This is a genomic window from Pseudoalteromonas 'SMAR', from assembly GCF_048515945.1.
Classification (GTDB): Bacteria; Pseudomonadota; Gammaproteobacteria; order Enterobacterales; family Alteromonadaceae; genus Pseudoalteromonas.
The window spans coordinates 90,687-107,252 of sequence record NZ_JBLWMW010000008.1; the positions used below are offsets into that span (position 1 = coordinate 90,687).

The following is a 16,566-nucleotide window of genomic DNA, read 5'->3' on the forward strand; positions in this document are numbered from 1 at the left end:
TACACCTCAAGCTTTGGTAATCGCATAGCAGACAGTCACATTATGGTAATCGCATAGCAGACATCCACATTATTAAACCCTGCCACAAAAGGGGTAACAGGTAGCTAACTTCTCATCACTAAAGCTACTCAGCTTTGTGCAATTTTGTACAAGACTTTCATCTCTAGTAACTGATACTCTGATAAGGATTGAAAGGAGGGATTATGCAACAAGCAAAGTTTACTGTTCACCGTGACTTAGGGGATCTTGAGGTACTGCATACTATTGATAAGCAAAACGACTTTGGCAAGCATAACCACAGTGGTTACACACTTGCTTTGGTTGATAATGGCGCTCAGCGCTTTTATCGCTCTGGAGCACAGCACTTTGCCCCAACTGGCAGTGTTATTTTAATTAATGCAGAGCAAATTCATGATTGCAGAAAAGCCTGCGATGGGATAGCGTCTTATCGCTCGCTTTACCCAACACCCGAGCTTTACAATAACATCATGGGCTCACAGCAATCCCTGTCACCTTTTTTTAAGCAAGCAGTCATTAACGATAAAACAATAGCTCAATTAATGCATAGCACTTTTGCCGCTTTAGAGCAGTCGGATTCGTTACTGCTAAAACAATCGATGCTGATCGAGCTATTTTCTCACCTTTGCCAAAGGTCAGGAAATGTAAGCTTTAAAAGCAATGAGTTAAGTGCTAAAACACGAATTTCTTCAGCTACAAACTGGTTGCTTGAAAACCTGTACAAAGATACGTCGGTGTCGGAGCTTACAGCTAAAGCGAATATGAGCTCTTTTCAGTTTATTAGACAATTTAAGCAACACGTGGGCCTAACTCCACATGCCTTTCAAATACAGCATCGACTTAATAACGCCAAGGCACTCATCAGAAAGGGCCTATCAATTACCGAGGTGGCAACGACCGTAGGCTTTTATGATCAAAGTCATTTTAATCGACATTTCAAACGCAATATGGGGATCACCCCTAACCAATATAAGCAGGCCTGCTAATGATCAAAGTTGCTTTTTCAAAAGGCTTTTGGGACATGCTGCCACTAAATTTGGCGGTACTACCATGGGGTATCTTGTGCGGCTCTCTCGCTATTCAGAATGGCTTTACACCACTGGAAACTCAGCTTATGTCCCTGCTCGTTTTCGCAGGCTCGGCGCAATTAGTGGCTATTGAACTCATTGCAAAAAATACCTCAATGATTACTTTGCTCATCACCACCTTTATTATCAGTGCCAGACACCTCCTTTATGGTTTGACAATTCGTAATAAAATCATCGAGCAACCTTTGCGATGGCGCGGACCGATTGCCTTTTTGTTGACTGACGAACTGTTTGCTTTTTCTCATCATCCTAGAGCATATCGCAGCAAATTGCGCCTCTATTATGCACTTTTTGCCGGTGGTAGCTTTTACGTTGCCTGGAATCTGTGGACGTTTATTGGGATCAGTGCAGGTCAGTTCTTACCGGATCTAAGCAACCTTGGACTGGACTTTGCCATAGCCGCTATTTTTATCGCACTGGTTATTCCAAACATAACCAACCTCGCTGTTTTACTAGCTTGTGTAACCACTGCAATAAGCATGATTTTCTTTAAAATCATAGAATTCGAATTCGGCCTTATCGCCGCTGCATTGCTTGGGATGTTTGTTGGCTATTATATTCAAGGTTATAAGGAGCGCGCATGATTATAACCATACTCGCCATGGCTTGCGTGACTTTTGCCACTCGCTATGTTTTTTTAGCAAGAAAGCTCCCCTTTACCATTGGCGCAAAAATGCAACGCTTACTTAGTTATAGTGCTCCGTGCGTGTTAACAGCCATTTGGGTGCCTATCGTTTTTCTTAAAGAGGAACGTTTGGCAATCAACACAGAAAACTCTTATTTAATTGCTGCCACGGTTGCTGTTGTTTTGGCATATAAGTTTAAAAACTTATACATCACAACGCTTGGCAGTTTAGCCGTATTCTACGTTTTCTTCTGAACCCGCACAGGCCGATATAGTGACCGATAACGGCAATAACCAGGCATACGATTTATGAGACTCAATCGACCATGCCTGGAGTTGCTGTGTAAAACCACTAGCAGAGACTTTATCTGCTGTATTTTTAAGTAAACCAGTAACATACGCTTTTCTGCCGATGGCATTCACGGGAAATACCATATTGCCTACGTCGGTATACACCAACAGCTCTAAATCACTTGAAACAACAAGCTTCATCCAACAACCCAGCTTTCGACACACATCCACTATCTCGCCACTGATGGTGACATTATCGTGACTTATTGCCAAAAGATTCTCTTCGATTTCACTAGTTGTTAACAAACTAGACATGTCTGCGCCCCCCGCGAATTTTAGGGGTTGAGTGAAGTTGTGCTTTGAGAACAGAGCCATCGAAAGCGCTGTTAACATTGTAGAATCCTGCATCACTTAAGCTCCCTGCCACAATTTAATAACAAAAATATAACAACAAAAAAATCGAAAACACAATTAAAAAGCAGTAAAGAGTTAAAAAAAAGTAAATTATTATGAGATCTATCTCTCGCTTCAACGCCTTAACAAAAAACCAAAACGCGAATTATTGAAAACGCTTAACTAATAGCAATTGCACACACTCTTCAGCCAGTTTATGTGGCTGGATATCCCGTTCTCTACATTGAAAGTTCCGTAATTAAAGCAACCATCTAGCGAAACTTTTACCTTCTTTGCATAAATAAATGAAAGTAGCCTAGGTTAAGGCTTGCTTCGAAAACAATGTTAAGCCATACCCCAGTGCAAAATAGACATCTTGCTCAATAACACTGGCATAGTGAATTTTGTACCTAAAGCGATCGTATTTTTTTACTTCTGCGTTTATTAGTTTATACCATTTACAATGCCAAAGATATTTATGATAATGATTTTTATTTATATTTAAGAGGTATTCATATGCGCAATCTAATCACGTCAGTCTTAACCATCGTTGGCCTTACCCTGTTTAGTGGTAATGCCAAAGCTAATGAGTGTGAACTCACCATTGAAGCAAACGATATGATGCAATTTTCAACTAAGACTTTATCTGCCTCTAAAAGTTGTGAAGAGGTGACAGTCACTCTTAAGCACACTGGCAAACTCGCTGCGACAACCATGGGACATAACTGGGTACTCACAAAAAGCGAAGATGTGAAAGCCGTTGCCACAGATGGCATGTCAGCCGGTGCGCAAAATAGCTATGTAAAACCAAATGACACTCGCGTCATCGCGTTTTCAGAAGTCATTGGTGGTGGCGAGCAAACCAGTGTGACTTTCAGCACCAAAGGAATGAGCGATTCACAGTCATACAGCTTCTTTTGCTCCTTCCCAGGGCACTTTGCTGTAATGCAAGGAACTTTTAGCCTTAAATAACCAACCTACGACTGCTGAAGTTACCGGCTTCGGCAGTCGCTCCCTCTCAGAATTTAAGCAGACATCCACCTAAAATTTAAGCAAACACCCACCTAAAGCATTTAATTGACACCCACCTAAAGAATTAAGCAGACACCCACCTAAAGCATTAAACAGACATCCACCTAAAGCATTTAATAGACATCCACCTAAAGCATTAAGCAGACACCCACTCTAAAAACCGAACAACACTTCGAAACACCAAAGCAACAAACCACCAGAGCTTGCATGGTCATCACTTCAGCGGTTATACAGTGGTCGCAGCCATTCAGTCACTAAAAGGCATAAAATCACCACATTTCACAGCAAAATACCGCTACTGTATGACTAGCGATGTAGAAGCTCTTGAATAATATCCCTAAAATGATTACAATTTTTGTAAATAATAATGATTATCACCTTCATGAGCTTCTTTGTACTTATTCCTGTTTGGGCTGCTGTCAGCTTTTTGTATGTTAGTAACCCAAGGCAAATTTTATTACAGCAACCCCTTTCTAAAACCGTTTCCTATCCACTAAGCATTGCACTTCTTGTGTTGGCATTGGTGCTTTTATCTTTTCAGTTTGATTGGGTGTCTGCTGTTTTAGCCATCTTAGTCATGACCATGGCTTTTGGGGTGGCTGTCACCCTTATTTGTGGCTACTCCAAAAAACGCTATACCGTGGCATCATCGCTACTAATTACATCAGCTTTGCTGATAGGAGGGCTGCAGCATGTGGTCTAAAACATTGCTAGGCTTTTTTGTCGGCTTATTATTGTCCATTTCTATCGTATTAAACTTAAATCTCTTTCTGCCTTTCTCTGAAGCGAGCTTGCTCATGCTTGGACTTATTCTGGCATTTCCCATTTGGGCCGCCGTGTTGCTTTGGAGTTATAGCCACAACAGCGTTAAAACCGCCTACAAACCTATGCTAGCGGTGCTACTGCCGTCTGTTGCGTTAAATATCACGTTAGTATTAATGGCCTAGGGAGAGACCATGAAAAACCAAACCATAAAGTCGTTAACAGAAGCCCATGCGTGGATTGGCGTCATCATTTCAACCGTTTTATTTGTTGTTTTTATTGCCGGCTCATTCAGTTTATTCAGAGACAACATCAGTAGTTGGGAGCGTGCAGAGCTTGCCAAACAAGTGGGTGAGTTTAGCGGCGCAATTTCGTACGACAAAGCAATTGAAACCATAACCCATCAATATGATGTCGACACCGACCATGGTTTTTTTATGCTCGAGCCTAGCGCACACAACCCCTTTATCGAAGTCTATTTTGCCACGCATTTAGAGGCTCCCGACCCCATAAGTGGAGAAGATCACCAAGATCAACACTTATTACTTTCTCCCACCAGCGGCAAGATTTTAGCCGATGCCAACCACTTTGAATTTGCGACTTTTTTGTATGAGCTGCACTATGATCTTGGTTTTGGTAAATTCGGGCTCTACGTTGTTGGTGTCGTCACCTTGTTCTTTTTTGTCGCCATTTTAAGCGGCATTTGCATCCATTGGCGTAAGTTAGCAAAAAACTTTTTTCAATACCGAGCCCACAGCCGCAAAGACAGCAAGCTCGATGCTCATAATCTGATTGGCACCATGGGGCTCCCCATGCACCTAATGTATGCGTTTACTGGGTTGGTGTTTAATCTAGTGATTATTTATCAAATTTCCTACGCAGTGTTGCTCTATGGCGGCGATCAAACCGCGTTACTGCAAGCCGCAGGCTTCAATGAGCCCAAAATCACCGCTGCGCAACAACCAATGGCGATGACCGGAGTAGATGCGTTGCGCATCCGCGCTGTAAATACCTTTGAAAACGCAGATATAAACTTGGTAGAAATAACCCACTTTGGCGACAAAAACGCCGTGGTCAGTTTCACAGCAAAAAGTAACGACACCTTCTCAAACCTCAACGAAGTACAATACAGTCTGTTCAATCAAGCGCAAATTTATCTCACCCAAGATAACTACGACAACGCTGTGCGAGCCGGGCTTGCAACCATTGCTAGCCTGCATTTTGGCGATTTTGCAGGTTACGGCATGCGCATTGCCTTTTTGCTGCTGGCATTGGCAACCGCTTACGTGATTGTCACCGGCAACTTAATGTGGATTGCTAAACGCAGCAAACAGCGCCATTACAATGCCGCCAAAGTGCGCTTTGTAAAACACCTCAGTGCCGGAGCCTTTACGGGTGTGTTATTAGCTATCGCCAACGGTTTTTTGGCCACGGCCTTAATAGAAAGTAGCTACAGCGAAAAGCTAACGCTAATAAAGTATTGTGTCTTTGCCAGTTTTGCTTTTGCATTAGTAAGCACTCAGCTAATAACCAGATTACTCTCCTATACTAAAACCCTGCTCGGGCTCACCGCATTGAGCTTTATTAGCAGTATCGTGGTTATCTTGGTAGCCCTTGTCTGCCAGTTCAATCAACTGCCTTGGCAAACTCGTCTTGACCACGGCATTGTTATCGCCCTGCTTGCCCTGTTTGCGTTTATTTGTAGCCAAGCCATCAAACAGCTCAACCACGCAGAGCACGCCAGTCGCGCTACTATTTCCTCAGAGTGTCAATTAACCAGCCAAACACACTAATATGACCGCCACTTAGGCCCAAATAAGGATTACTTGGGCCTTTGCTCTGCGCTTATTAAAAGTGGCAGAACCTGCCTTTACCAGCTATTTTTAGTTATCAGTAGGTTTTCAACTTGCATAAAGCAACTCATCTGCTCCCCTGGTTGAAATTTGCAATGGTCGCACAGAGGTCATTGTTATACGCATTTCACCGCGAAGGTGAGTTTTTATTACTGTCATCAGAAAAAGGAAAGATCATGGCTAGCAAGCAGCAATCTCCGTCAGTATGTCCATTTGCACATGGGGCAAATACCTCTTCAGAGCACAGTGATCACCAATGGTGGCCACACACGCTCAATCTCGACATTTTGCACCAGCACGATAACAAAACCGATCCGATGGACGCCGACTTCAATTACCGAGAAGAGTTTAAAAAGCTTGATTATCAAGCCTTAAAGCAAGATCTCCACGCCTTAATGACCGACTCACAACCCTGGTGGCCAGCCGACTGGGGCCATTATGGTGGACTGATGATCAGAATGGCTTGGCACGCCGCAGGAAGCTATCGAGTAGCCGATGGCCGTGGTGGTGCTAATACCGGCAATCAACGCTTTGCGCCACTCAACAGTTGGCCCGACAACGGTAACCTCGATAAGGCAAGGCGCTTACTTTGGCCAATCAAAAAGAAATATGGCAACCGCATTTCATGGGCCGATCTTATGGTGCTGGCAGGCAATGTCGCTTACGAATCCATGGGCTTTAAAACCTTTGGCTTTGCCGGCGGCCGCGAAGACATTTGGCATCCAGAAAAAGACACCTACTGGGGCAGTGAAAAACAATGGCTGGCCCCTTCTGACAATGAAAACAGCCGTTACAGTGGCGAGCGTGAGCTTGAAAACCCACTTGCAGCGGTGATGATGGGCCTTATTTACGTTAACCCAGAAGGCGTTGATGGCAACCCAGATCCGCTTAAGACCGCAGCCGACATGCGAGAAACCTTTGCTCGCATGGCCATGAATGATGAAGAAACCGTAGCGCTCACCGCCGGAGGCCACACGGTAGGTAAAGCCCATGGTAACGGCAAAGAAGAGAACCTTGGTCCAGCTCCAGAGGGCGCCGAGCTGCATGAACAAGGGTTTGGCTGGATGAACCACAAAACGCGGGGCATTGGCCGTGATGCCGTTACCAGTGGTATTGAAGGCGCTTGGACTACCAACCCAACTCAGTGGGACAATGGCTATTTTTATCTGTTATTCACCTACGAATGGGAGCAAACCAAAAGTCCGGCTGGGGCTTGGCAATGGCAGCCGGTGAACATTAAAGAAGAAGACAAGCCCGTTGACGTTGAAGATCCCACTAAGCGTTGTATGCCCATGATGACCGACGCTGATATGGCGCTAAAAATGGACCCAGAATATCGCAAAATTTCAGAAAAATTCTATGCTGACCCAGCAGCGTTTGAAGACGCGTTTGCCCGCGCCTGGTTTAAATTAACCCACCGCGATTTAGGTCCGAAAAGCCGTTATTTAGGCCCAGAAGTGCCCAATGAAGACTTACTTTGGCAAGATCCCATCCCCAGCACCAATTACACCTTAAACGACAGCGAAATAGAGGCACTGAAAACCCAAGTAATGGCCACCAACCTCACCGCATCTGAGCTCATATGCACCGCCTGGGACAGTGCCCGCACCTTTAGGCAGTCTGACTTTAGAGGTGGAGCCAATGGCGCGAGGATCCGTTTAGCACCGCAAAAAGACTGGCATGCTAACGAGCCAGAGCGCTTAAATAAAGTACTAAACACCCTCGAAACCGTGCAACAAAACTGCGGGGTCACCATTAGCATGGCCGACCTCATTGTCCTGGGTGGCTGCGCGGCTGTGGAGCATGCGGCAGCGGCAGCAGGAGTCACCGTTAAAGTGCCATTCACTCCCGGCCGAGGAGACGCCAAACCAGAACAAACCGACATTGAATCGTTTGAAGTACTTGAGCCCGTACACGACGGTTTTCGCAACTACCTCAAGCAAGACTATGCGGTAAAACCAGAGGAAATGTTGCTCGACAGAGCACAGCTTATGGGGCTCACAGCAAAAGAAATGACCGTGCTAATCGGTGGTATGCGAGTATTAGGCACCAATCATGGTGGCGCTGAGCATGGTGTGTTTACCGATAAAGTCGGCACCTTAAGCAACGACTTTTTCGTCAACCTCACCGACATGGCATACAGCTGGGCACCCAATGGCGACAACCGCTACGACATTATCGAACGCGCCAGTGGCAATAAAAAGTGGACAGCCACTCGAGTTGACCTGGTGTTTGGTTCCAACTCGATTTTGCGAGCTTACGCCGAAGTGTATGCCCAAGACGATAACCAACAGAAGTTTGTTCATGATTTTGTTGCAGCTTGGAGCAAAGTCATGCACGCCGACCGTTTTGATCTGGCTTAACCAGCACTAAGCAATACCCTAGGCCTACTGTTTGTTATTTACAGTAGGCCTTTTTTATCAATCAGTTAGAAAGTGCTTGATTACTGCTCATTTATCCCTAACCTAGAAATGTCATCACCACTCGAGCTGAGCTCATAAGTGGTTTTTATAATTATCAATGACGACAAACAGGTACCTATGGTGTTAAAGCTTGGGTCAGGCTGATGTGAAATACGCCGCTCATGTTTGAAATATCTGGGTTTACAATAATAACAAAGGGAAAGGATTTATGTTAAAACACACCCTAATTGCATGTGGGCTAATTGCCACTTTAAGCGCATGCAGCCAATATCAGGGGCAAACATCAACCAGCACGCAACAACAAGTCGCTGATTTTGAAACTTACTCAGCTCAAGACTTTTATGACACCACCAGTATTTCTGGTTCAGCATTTAGCCCCGATGGCAGCAAAATATTAGTCACTTCTGACGAGTCTGGCATTTTTAACCTCTATGCCATCGATGTGGCTAGCGGCAACAAAACACAGCTTACCAACGCCACAGACTCTACTTACCCTGTGCGTTACTTTCCAAACGACGAGCGCATACTTTTCACCCGTGACAGTGGCGGTAATGAGCGCTTTCATTTGTATGTTCGGCTCGAAAATGGCGAAGTAAAAGATTTAACGCCTGGAGACAACACCCGCGCCAGCTTTGCCGGATTTAGCCAAGATGAAAAGAGCTTTTACATTCTCAGCAATCAGCGCGACGAACGTTTTATGGATCTATATAAAGTTGACGCACAAAGCTATGAGTCAACGCTTATCTACAAAAACGACAACAACTTAAACGTACAACAGGTAAGTAGCACCGATCGCTACGTTGCGCTGATCCGCGCTCAAGGCAACAAAGACAGCGACTTGTTTTTACTTGATTTAACCGCCCCTGAGCAACCCTTGATAGAAATATCAAACGTTGAACATGCGGCTAACTTTTCCGCGTCTGCGTTTTCACAAGACGATAAATACCTCTATTACGGCACCGATGCCCATGGCGAGTTTTACCAAAATTGGCGCTACAACATAAACACGGGTGAGCATACCCCTTACATTAAAAAATCCTGGGATGTGCGCTTTTTATATTTTTCAGAATCAGACCGTTACCGTGTCGTTGGTGTCAATGAAGATGCCAGCATTAAAGTCACCGTTACCGACTTAAAAACCCAACAAAAGCTCGAACTGCCAGCGCTGCCGGAAGGCAGTATCAAAGGGGTCAACTTTTCTCAAGATGAGAGCCAAATGGCGTTTTATCTAAACTCTGATACCTCACCGAATAACCTCTATGTTTGGCAAGTCGGCAGCAAGAAGGTAAAACAACTCACCAATACATTAAACGATGAAATCAACCCAGAACACTTGGTTGAAAGCAGCATAGTGCGCTTTAATAGCTTCGACGGCCTCGAAATACCGGGTGTACTTTATAAGCCAAAACAAGCCAGCAGCAACAACCCCGTTCCTGCCATTGTCTACGTTCACGGTGGACCAGGTGGCCAAAGCATGACCGGTTACAGCCCACGAGTGCAGCATTTAGTAAACCATGGCTATGCCATTTTTGCTGTAAACAACCGCGGTAGCTCCGGCTATGGTAAAACCTTCTTCCACCTTGATGATAAGCGCCATGGTGAAGACGATTTACAAGACATAGTGTGGGGCAAAAAGCACTTACAAACTCTAGACTGGGTAGACCCTGAACGCATTGGTATTATGGGTGGCAGCTATGGCGGCTACATGACAGCCGCAGCTTTAGCATTTCAACCAGACGAGTTTGAGCTTGGGATCAATGTCTTCGGTGTCACTAACTGGGTCAGAACCTTGGAGTCTATTCCGCCTTGGTGGGAAGCCTACCGTCAATCACTGTATGACGAATTAGGCGATCCGGCTACCGACAAAGAGCGTTTGACCCGTATTTCGCCGCTGTTCCATGCCAGCAACATTAAAAAGCCATTAATGGTGGTACAAGGGGCCAATGATCCGCGCGTACTGCAGGTAGAAAGCGATGAGTTAGTAGAAGCCGTTCGTGCAAACGGTGTGCCTGTAGAATATGTGCTATTTGAGGATGAAGGCCATGGTTTTAGCAAAAAAGAGAACCGTATTGAAGCCTCACAAGCCTATTTAGAGTTCTTAAATAAGTACTTATAAACTCTAATAAGCCGCGATAGTCCGTTATCGCGGCTGCTTTATTTAGGCCACAGCTGGCGCGGCTTGTTGCCGGCGCTGCCAAAAAGCAGAATGCGGCCAACGCTTTTCTTTACCATAAAACAGCTGCTTTAACGCACTGTATTGCTGAAATTGTTGCGCAATATCCTGTTGATAGCTCAGCTGAGTTGCAGCACTTAATCCGCTATCCGCCTCATTAGCAATGAGCCTCGCCGCTTGGCAGCCCGAGGTCATAGCAAAACCAAGCCCCATCGAAGAAATTGGATCAAACGCACAGGCGGCATCGCCAACCGGCAGATAGTTTGCCACCCCGGCAAATTGCGTCGACTGACTGTGCGCAGGACGCAACCAAAGCTTGTTACTGATCATGCTAAGCCCGGCTAAGCGCGTTGCCATAACCTGAGTATGACTTAACTGTTGCTGCCATTGCGACACTCGGTTTAAACGCATCTCAGACAACTGCTCGGCATCACTGAAGTAGGTTGCAACCAGCGTGGTGTGATTAAGCGCGGCGCTATACCACCAGCCGTTTTCATCGCTTTCTAACAGCTGCAGTTGCTCTAACGCCGTATGCTGCGGCGAATGAAAAAACGCACCAACCCCCATCAGCTGATCGAATTGCGTTACCCGAGCGCCGACCATGTTCGCAATGGTGCCGCTGCGACCCGAGGCATCGATAATAAAATGTGCCAGCAGGGTTCGTTCACCGAACTCTGGATGATATGCCGTCACTTGCCACTGTTTATCACTGCGCTGCTTTACCTGTTTACACTTGCAGCGCGGCAGTATGCTGCCACCGCGATTATCCACCGCCTCAAGTAGAGTTAAATCAAACACCTCGCGGTCCACTTGAAAGGTGGCTCGGTCGGGAGCAAAAATAGCATGGCGATTGGCCGCGGTGTCGCTGCCCCAATAGGCGCTGCTGCCTTGTGTTGCGCTAAAGCACTCTGGGGTAAAGCGTTGTCGTGGTAACTGCAGGTAGTCCAGTGTTGCAAACAGGCTGCTCGATACGCTTTCCCCTACGCGCATTTTTTGCAGATCAGACTGTTCCAGCACCGTGACCGATAAATTGCTGTGATTAAGCAAGGTAAGTGCGGCGCTGGCCCCACCGGGGCCGGCACCGATAACCAGCACATCACATTGATGAGCCGCAGTCATAACGCTACCTTCTAGTTCGAGTACCACTGCGTGGCACTTTTTTCGCTGCAGGTTTGGCCTTAATTGGCGCCGCCATTTTTTGCTCTAGCCCTTGGAGCAACATTTTTGCTTTATCGCAGCCCGACGATAAATGGCTTTTAACATCGTCTGGAATATAAAACACCGGAATATCGGTGCCATCGTCCGCCTGATTGCCAGTAATGTCCGACACTGGAACATCTTTATAAGCAAACAGTTGATGATTGCGCTCAGTTTCCGTAAAAAATGGAAAGGCAGGAGCATCGACATTTTGGTTACGAATAAACGCCAATGCCGACCAATGCTCAACCATTTGCACAAAGCTATTGATCCCTCGCGCATAATTCACCTGTTGCCCGGCAGGCAGATGGGTCGCCGCCTGATCGTCAATTTGGTTGGTTAACACATCCCATGGGCTTTGTGGCGGCCACCAGTAGCTATAGTAGCTCGGTGGAGCGGGCACCATGTGTGGATCGGTGCTGCTTCCTTGGTTGATTTTATTAACGGTGGGATCGGTAAAGTTAACGTTTTGAATGGTGCAATTAAAAAAGTCCGCTTGCCACGGGCAGGCCATCCGCTTGGTAAGATCCCCAGGCTGGCAGCCACCGCCTTCACATTCATCGCGGTCGGGGTCTAACCCGCTGGCAAAACCTTGGCCATTACTTTGGTCTTTAATCACATAAGGCGCGGCATAAACCACCGGGTTTTGCATACTCCACGTCACCTCAATACCTGGGCACATTGGTAAGCCAACACAATTACCGACACTGGCTTGATCGGCATAATGAATACCAAAAGCATCTTTGCCGCTTGGGTTTAGCGGTGCAGCTTCGGCGCTAAAGTGCCCTGCCGCCCACTGACTTAATAAAAAGTACTGGGTTTGGGTTAGGGTTAAAAATTTATCGACAATATTATCTTCCGCGTTGCTCACTGAATTACTGCCTGAATTCAGTGGCATTAACGGTAAGTGGCCCTCAGTGCCGTGTTCAAACAGTTGCTGATTGGTTTGCTGTTCAGGTGGCGTTTGCTGCACGGTGGCAGGGTCTTCAGGCTGCCTAAAGTAGCTAAAGTAAGCCTCGCGATTCGCCTTGTTGGCTTCAGAATTGTCTTTAAAGTCAAAAATATTAGCAAAAAACGCCGACATCGACTGCACGTTAGCCACCCATTGATAGCCTCTGATCCGTGCAATAATCGGCGCAATATCACGGTCATAATTGGCTACAAAACTGCTTTGAAACTCACCATTGCTATAAAGCTCAGGGCAAAGGTTTTGCTCTCGCACGGCAACATCAAACATGGTATCACTGAGGTTAGAAATATTGACAATTTCTGGGGCAAAATCTGGCGAGCCCACCACAATCCAAGATGACAAGCTCACTTTGCTGCCGTCGTTGAATTCAACAGTGCAATACACAGTGCCATCGGCAATGTCGTCGTGCCAAGTATCAGCACCGCCGTACGACTCCAGCGGTTCATTGCCTCCCGCAGCCCCTTTGCCACCAATAATCACCAAACGGCCTTCATCGTCGGTAAGCATTTCACCAAGGGATGTCACTAACTCACCTTGAAATGGGCAATTTTGGCCAGGGCGGGGATCGTCTTTCGTGGGAAAGCTCACCGGATAGTTTGCCGGCGCACTGGCTTTATCGAATATTGCCTTGGCATTGGCGCCAGAGATGGTCCGCGGGCCTGGGTCGATGATGAGATTTTGACGTTGTTCAGACCAAGCATTGCGCTTGGGGGTTTGACGATTGTGATAGCTATTGTCTTCACCGTAGAGCAAGTTTCCTTGCAACTCATTAAATGCATACCACGCCGCTTTTTTGTTGGCCACGTGCGCTGTCCAAGTAATGCTTTTAACGTTATCACTGGCCAAGGTGATTTCTTGGTTGTTCTCATCGAAAATTTTAAACGGCTGGCCTTGCTTACGGATCCGGCCTTGATCATCTTTAAACTGATAAACCGGGTGATCGATTTTATTGCCGCGTGCATCCGCTTCAAATGGCAAGCCGCCAATCTTATCGGGGCTTAAATAAAATTGACCGTCACTATTGCCTAAGCGCGCAACACCAACGCTGGGGTGAAGTGTGTAGTTCATGAGTGTATCCTTTTGCTTTTAATAACAATGCAACCTTGGTGCTTGAGCTATGCAGAGCCAGTCCAGACTTAAGCCGAGTTGCAGCCTTACATTTAAACGCGCCTTCTAGTTGGTAACAGCTGAATTACCAGTGCACAGTGAGCAACAGCCAAGCATTGACAGCACAATTACCTCAAAGCCGCGAGAAATGTAAATAAAAAGTAGAATAAAAGTTTATTTACTGCAATTACGGCCAATTACAAGCAAGCGAAATTAATAAAGACACCCAAATAAAAAACTTGTAACCACCTGTTATTATTGACTATTTAAAACCACAGCAAATCACTTCTAACACACAACGATTACACTCAATCACTGTAACACTCATATTTTCCCATATATTTCAACAGCTTTATTTTTAATTACTTTGTTGAAACATTTATTTCACAAACTATAATCTTGCGTTCCTTTTTTAGTGCATTAGCACTAGTCAGTACCTTTAATTTTCTAGGAGTAAACATGAAATTAAAGCATCTATGCCTCGCCATTTCGCTCAGCGGTAGCGTTTCTGTTCAAGCCTTTACCCAATGGGGTGGTCAAGGTGTCACTCCCATGGGCCATGAATGGCTTACTCGCACCGCCGCACTGGAAGTGCTTGATGCCGAGCACATCATAAATGCCGATCCCAACGATCCTAGGCTGTCTTGGCAACACGGCTTAGCCAAAGATACTCGCCTCAACACCGCGCTCGAAGAAGTGGCTAAAATTCAAGCGCAAGAAATCGACAACTCGCTCTATGAGCCCAGATATGACAGCATCCACTCAGCCATTATTGGCGAGCGCTGGGTTGATATAGCGGGTTTTAATGTGGCTAAAGCCAGCACCGATCCAAGCGGCCCAGACTGCTTTAGCGCAGTGTCGCAGGAGCCAGCCGACATTCAACTAGACCACTTTATGCGCCGTTATGACGACATTGGCGGCCAAGGCGGTGTCGATGCTGCTTACCGCTCACAACAGCGCTTTATCGATCACTTTGTCACGGCAGCCACCGCATCAGAAAAACGCATGAAAGTATGGGACGGCGGGGGGTATTCAACGCTTACGGAAGTGGATCACAACTACTTTTTATTTGGTCGGGCCGTGCATTTATTCCAAGACTCATTCAGTCCAGAGCATACCGTGCGGTTACCTGAGGACAATTATGAGTCTATTTGGCAAGTTAAAGCCTACCTTTGCTCAGAGGGCGCAGAGCAACACACCCACGATACCCAAGACGTGTTAAACTTTTCCAGCGGTGATGTGATTTGGCAGCCAGACACTCGACTTGAATCCGGTTGGTCGTCGTATCAGGTGAGCAGTATGAAACCTGTGGCATTGGTGGCGCTAGAGGCCAGCAAAGATCTTTGGGCGGCCTTTATTCGCACCATGGCACTACCACCATCACAGCGACGCCAAGCTGCAGAGCAAGAAGCACAGCAACTGGTCGACAACTGGTTATCGTTTGATGAGCAAGCCATGTTGCAATGGTACAAAGATGAAAACAAACGTGACCATACCTATGTGTTGGCCCCCAATGACAGCGGCAAAGGAAAAACACTTAGCCAGTGTATGGCTGAGCTGAATGTGGGCACCACCAGCCAAAGCGAACGGGTAGCACAACTGGAGGCAGAGCGTAGGCAGTGTTTATATAACATTGAAGCCGAGCCTGGGTATGAAGACTTAAACGACCCTCACTTAGATATTCCGTACAACTGGCGCTGGAAATCAGCCACTTGGCAAACTCCACCAAGCGATTGGCAATATCCACAACGCCAAGCCGATAGCGGCAAGCACGTAACCATTCAATCGCCAGTGAATAACCAATCCCTAAGCGCCGAGACAATTAACAAGGACACCCACCTTAAAATAGCCAATGTGCCATTGCCGTTAATACAGGTAAGCAATGCTCAAGGGCAGCAGTATTTTCGAGCGCAACAAAATCCCGAGCTATTTTTAGGAGTAAGCACTAGCTTTTCTGGTTATTTGCAACTGCTCGACTCACCCAAGCGTGCCAGCTACACCCTGATTAATAACGGTGGTATTTGGAATATTAAAAATGAATACTGGCAGCAATACGTGTGGTTCAATCAAGATAAGCAGCGCCCGGAAGTAAACCGCCATGGCAAACCAAACACCCTAGCAGCCAAGTGGATTATCACTGAGCAAGAGTAACAGCCCACCTTATAAGCGCGATTTTATATCGCGCATGTTTTACGACAACACGGCTTTGCCTTTGGGTCGCGGAATCAATCCGCGCCTACAGAATTGGTAGTGTTATTCAACTGGGAGCTTCAAAACATACCCCTTTTGTAGGCGCGATTTTATATCGCGCTTATTTACGACAACACGGCTTTGCCTTTTGGGTCGCGGAATCAATCCGCTGCTACGGAACTTGTGGTGTTATTAGGCTTGGTGCTTAAGAACATACCCCCTTTTGTAGGCGCGATTTTACATCGCGCTTATTTTACGACCACACGGCTTTGCCTTTTGGGTCGCGGAATCAATCCGCGCCTACAGAATTGGTAGTGTTATTCAACTGGGAGCTTCAAAACATACCCCCTTTTGTAGGCGCGATTTTACATCGCGCTTATTTTACGACCACACGGCTTTGCCTTTTGGGTCGCGGAATAAATCCGCGCCTACAGAATTGGTGGT

At 46.3% G+C, this 16,566-nt stretch carries 13 protein-coding genes; 10 read left to right on the forward strand and 3 right to left on the reverse strand.

From position 1 onward, the window contains the following. Positions 1–203 precede the first annotated feature (203 nt). From ACNKW2_RS05700 to ACNKW2_RS05710, 3 genes are read left to right on the forward strand one after another with little or no spacing between them, the layout of a single operon-like run. Positions 204–1,004, forward strand: coding sequence for an AraC family transcriptional regulator (locus ACNKW2_RS05700; RefSeq protein WP_419147681.1), 801 nt, complete (start codon positions 204–206; stop codon positions 1,002–1,004). Continuing rightward, a complete protein-coding gene (locus ACNKW2_RS05705) occupies positions 1,004–1,690 on the forward strand; it encodes an AzlC family ABC transporter permease (protein WP_419147682.1) in 687 nt (228 codons plus the stop codon). The genes ACNKW2_RS05700 and ACNKW2_RS05705 overlap by 1 nt, the downstream gene beginning before the upstream one ends. Further along, on the forward strand, positions 1,687–1,986 hold the full coding sequence (locus ACNKW2_RS05710; protein ID WP_419147683.1) for an AzlD domain-containing protein: 300 nt from the start codon (positions 1,687–1,689) through the stop codon (positions 1,984–1,986). The genes ACNKW2_RS05705 and ACNKW2_RS05710 overlap by 4 nt, the downstream gene beginning before the upstream one ends. Here the strand turns inward: ACNKW2_RS05710 and ACNKW2_RS05715 are convergent. After that, a complete protein-coding gene (locus ACNKW2_RS05715) occupies positions 1,960–2,337 on the reverse strand; it encodes a DUF4920 domain-containing protein (protein ID WP_419147684.1) in 378 nt (125 codons plus the stop codon). The two genes, ACNKW2_RS05710 and ACNKW2_RS05715, sit on opposite strands and share 27 nt — an antisense overlap. Before the next feature lie 594 nt (positions 2,338–2,931). Between ACNKW2_RS05715 and azu the strand changes: the two genes are divergently transcribed. From azu to ACNKW2_RS05745, 6 genes are all read left to right on the forward strand, one after another. Beyond that, positions 2,932–3,387: an azurin gene (gene azu / locus ACNKW2_RS05720; RefSeq protein WP_419147685.1), complete on the forward strand. Its 456-nt coding sequence runs from the start codon at positions 2,932–2,934 to the stop codon at positions 3,385–3,387. A gap of 427 nt (positions 3,388–3,814) precedes the next feature. Beyond that, complete coding sequence (locus tag ACNKW2_RS05725; RefSeq protein ID WP_419147686.1) at positions 3,815–4,150, forward strand: hypothetical protein; 336 nt, start codon at positions 3,815–3,817, stop codon at positions 4,148–4,150. Further along, a complete protein-coding gene (locus ACNKW2_RS05730; RefSeq protein ID WP_419147687.1) occupies positions 4,140–4,394 on the forward strand; it encodes a hypothetical protein in 255 nt (84 codons plus the stop codon). The genes ACNKW2_RS05725 and ACNKW2_RS05730 overlap by 11 nt, the downstream gene beginning before the upstream one ends. A gap of 9 nt (positions 4,395–4,403) precedes the next feature. Next, positions 4,404–6,002 (forward strand): PepSY-associated TM helix domain-containing protein, encoded by a 1,599-nt coding sequence (locus ACNKW2_RS05735; RefSeq protein ID WP_419147688.1) that lies wholly within the window; start codon positions 4,404–4,406, stop codon positions 6,000–6,002. A gap of 236 nt (positions 6,003–6,238) precedes the next feature. After that, positions 6,239–8,425, forward strand: coding sequence for a catalase/peroxidase HPI (gene katG, locus ACNKW2_RS05740; protein ID WP_419147689.1), 2,187 nt, complete (start codon positions 6,239–6,241; stop codon positions 8,423–8,425). Between the two features lie 268 nt (positions 8,426–8,693). After that, entirely contained in the window at positions 8,694–10,601 is a 1,908-nt protein-coding gene (locus ACNKW2_RS05745) for a S9 family peptidase (RefSeq protein WP_419147690.1), read from the forward strand. Between the two features lie 42 nt (positions 10,602–10,643). On the opposite strand, the gene lodB is transcribed toward ACNKW2_RS05745, so the two are convergent. Both lodB and lodA read right to left on the reverse strand, forming a co-directional pair. Continuing rightward, positions 10,644–11,777, reverse strand: a complete 1,134-nt coding sequence (gene lodB / locus ACNKW2_RS05750; protein ID WP_419147691.1) for a lysine-epsilon-oxidase maturase LodB — start codon at positions 11,775–11,777, stop codon at positions 10,644–10,646. A gap of 4 nt (positions 11,778–11,781) precedes the next feature. After that, entirely contained in the window at positions 11,782–13,893 is a 2,112-nt protein-coding gene (gene lodA / locus ACNKW2_RS05755; protein ID WP_419147692.1) for a CTQ-dependent lysine 6-oxidase LodA, read from the reverse strand. A gap of 498 nt (positions 13,894–14,391) precedes the next feature. On the opposite strand from lodA, the gene ACNKW2_RS05760 reads away from it, so the two are divergent. Further along, on the forward strand, positions 14,392–16,083 hold the full coding sequence (locus ACNKW2_RS05760; RefSeq protein ID WP_419147693.1) for a hemolysin D: 1,692 nt from the start codon (positions 14,392–14,394) through the stop codon (positions 16,081–16,083). Positions 16,084–16,566 lie beyond the last annotated feature (483 nt).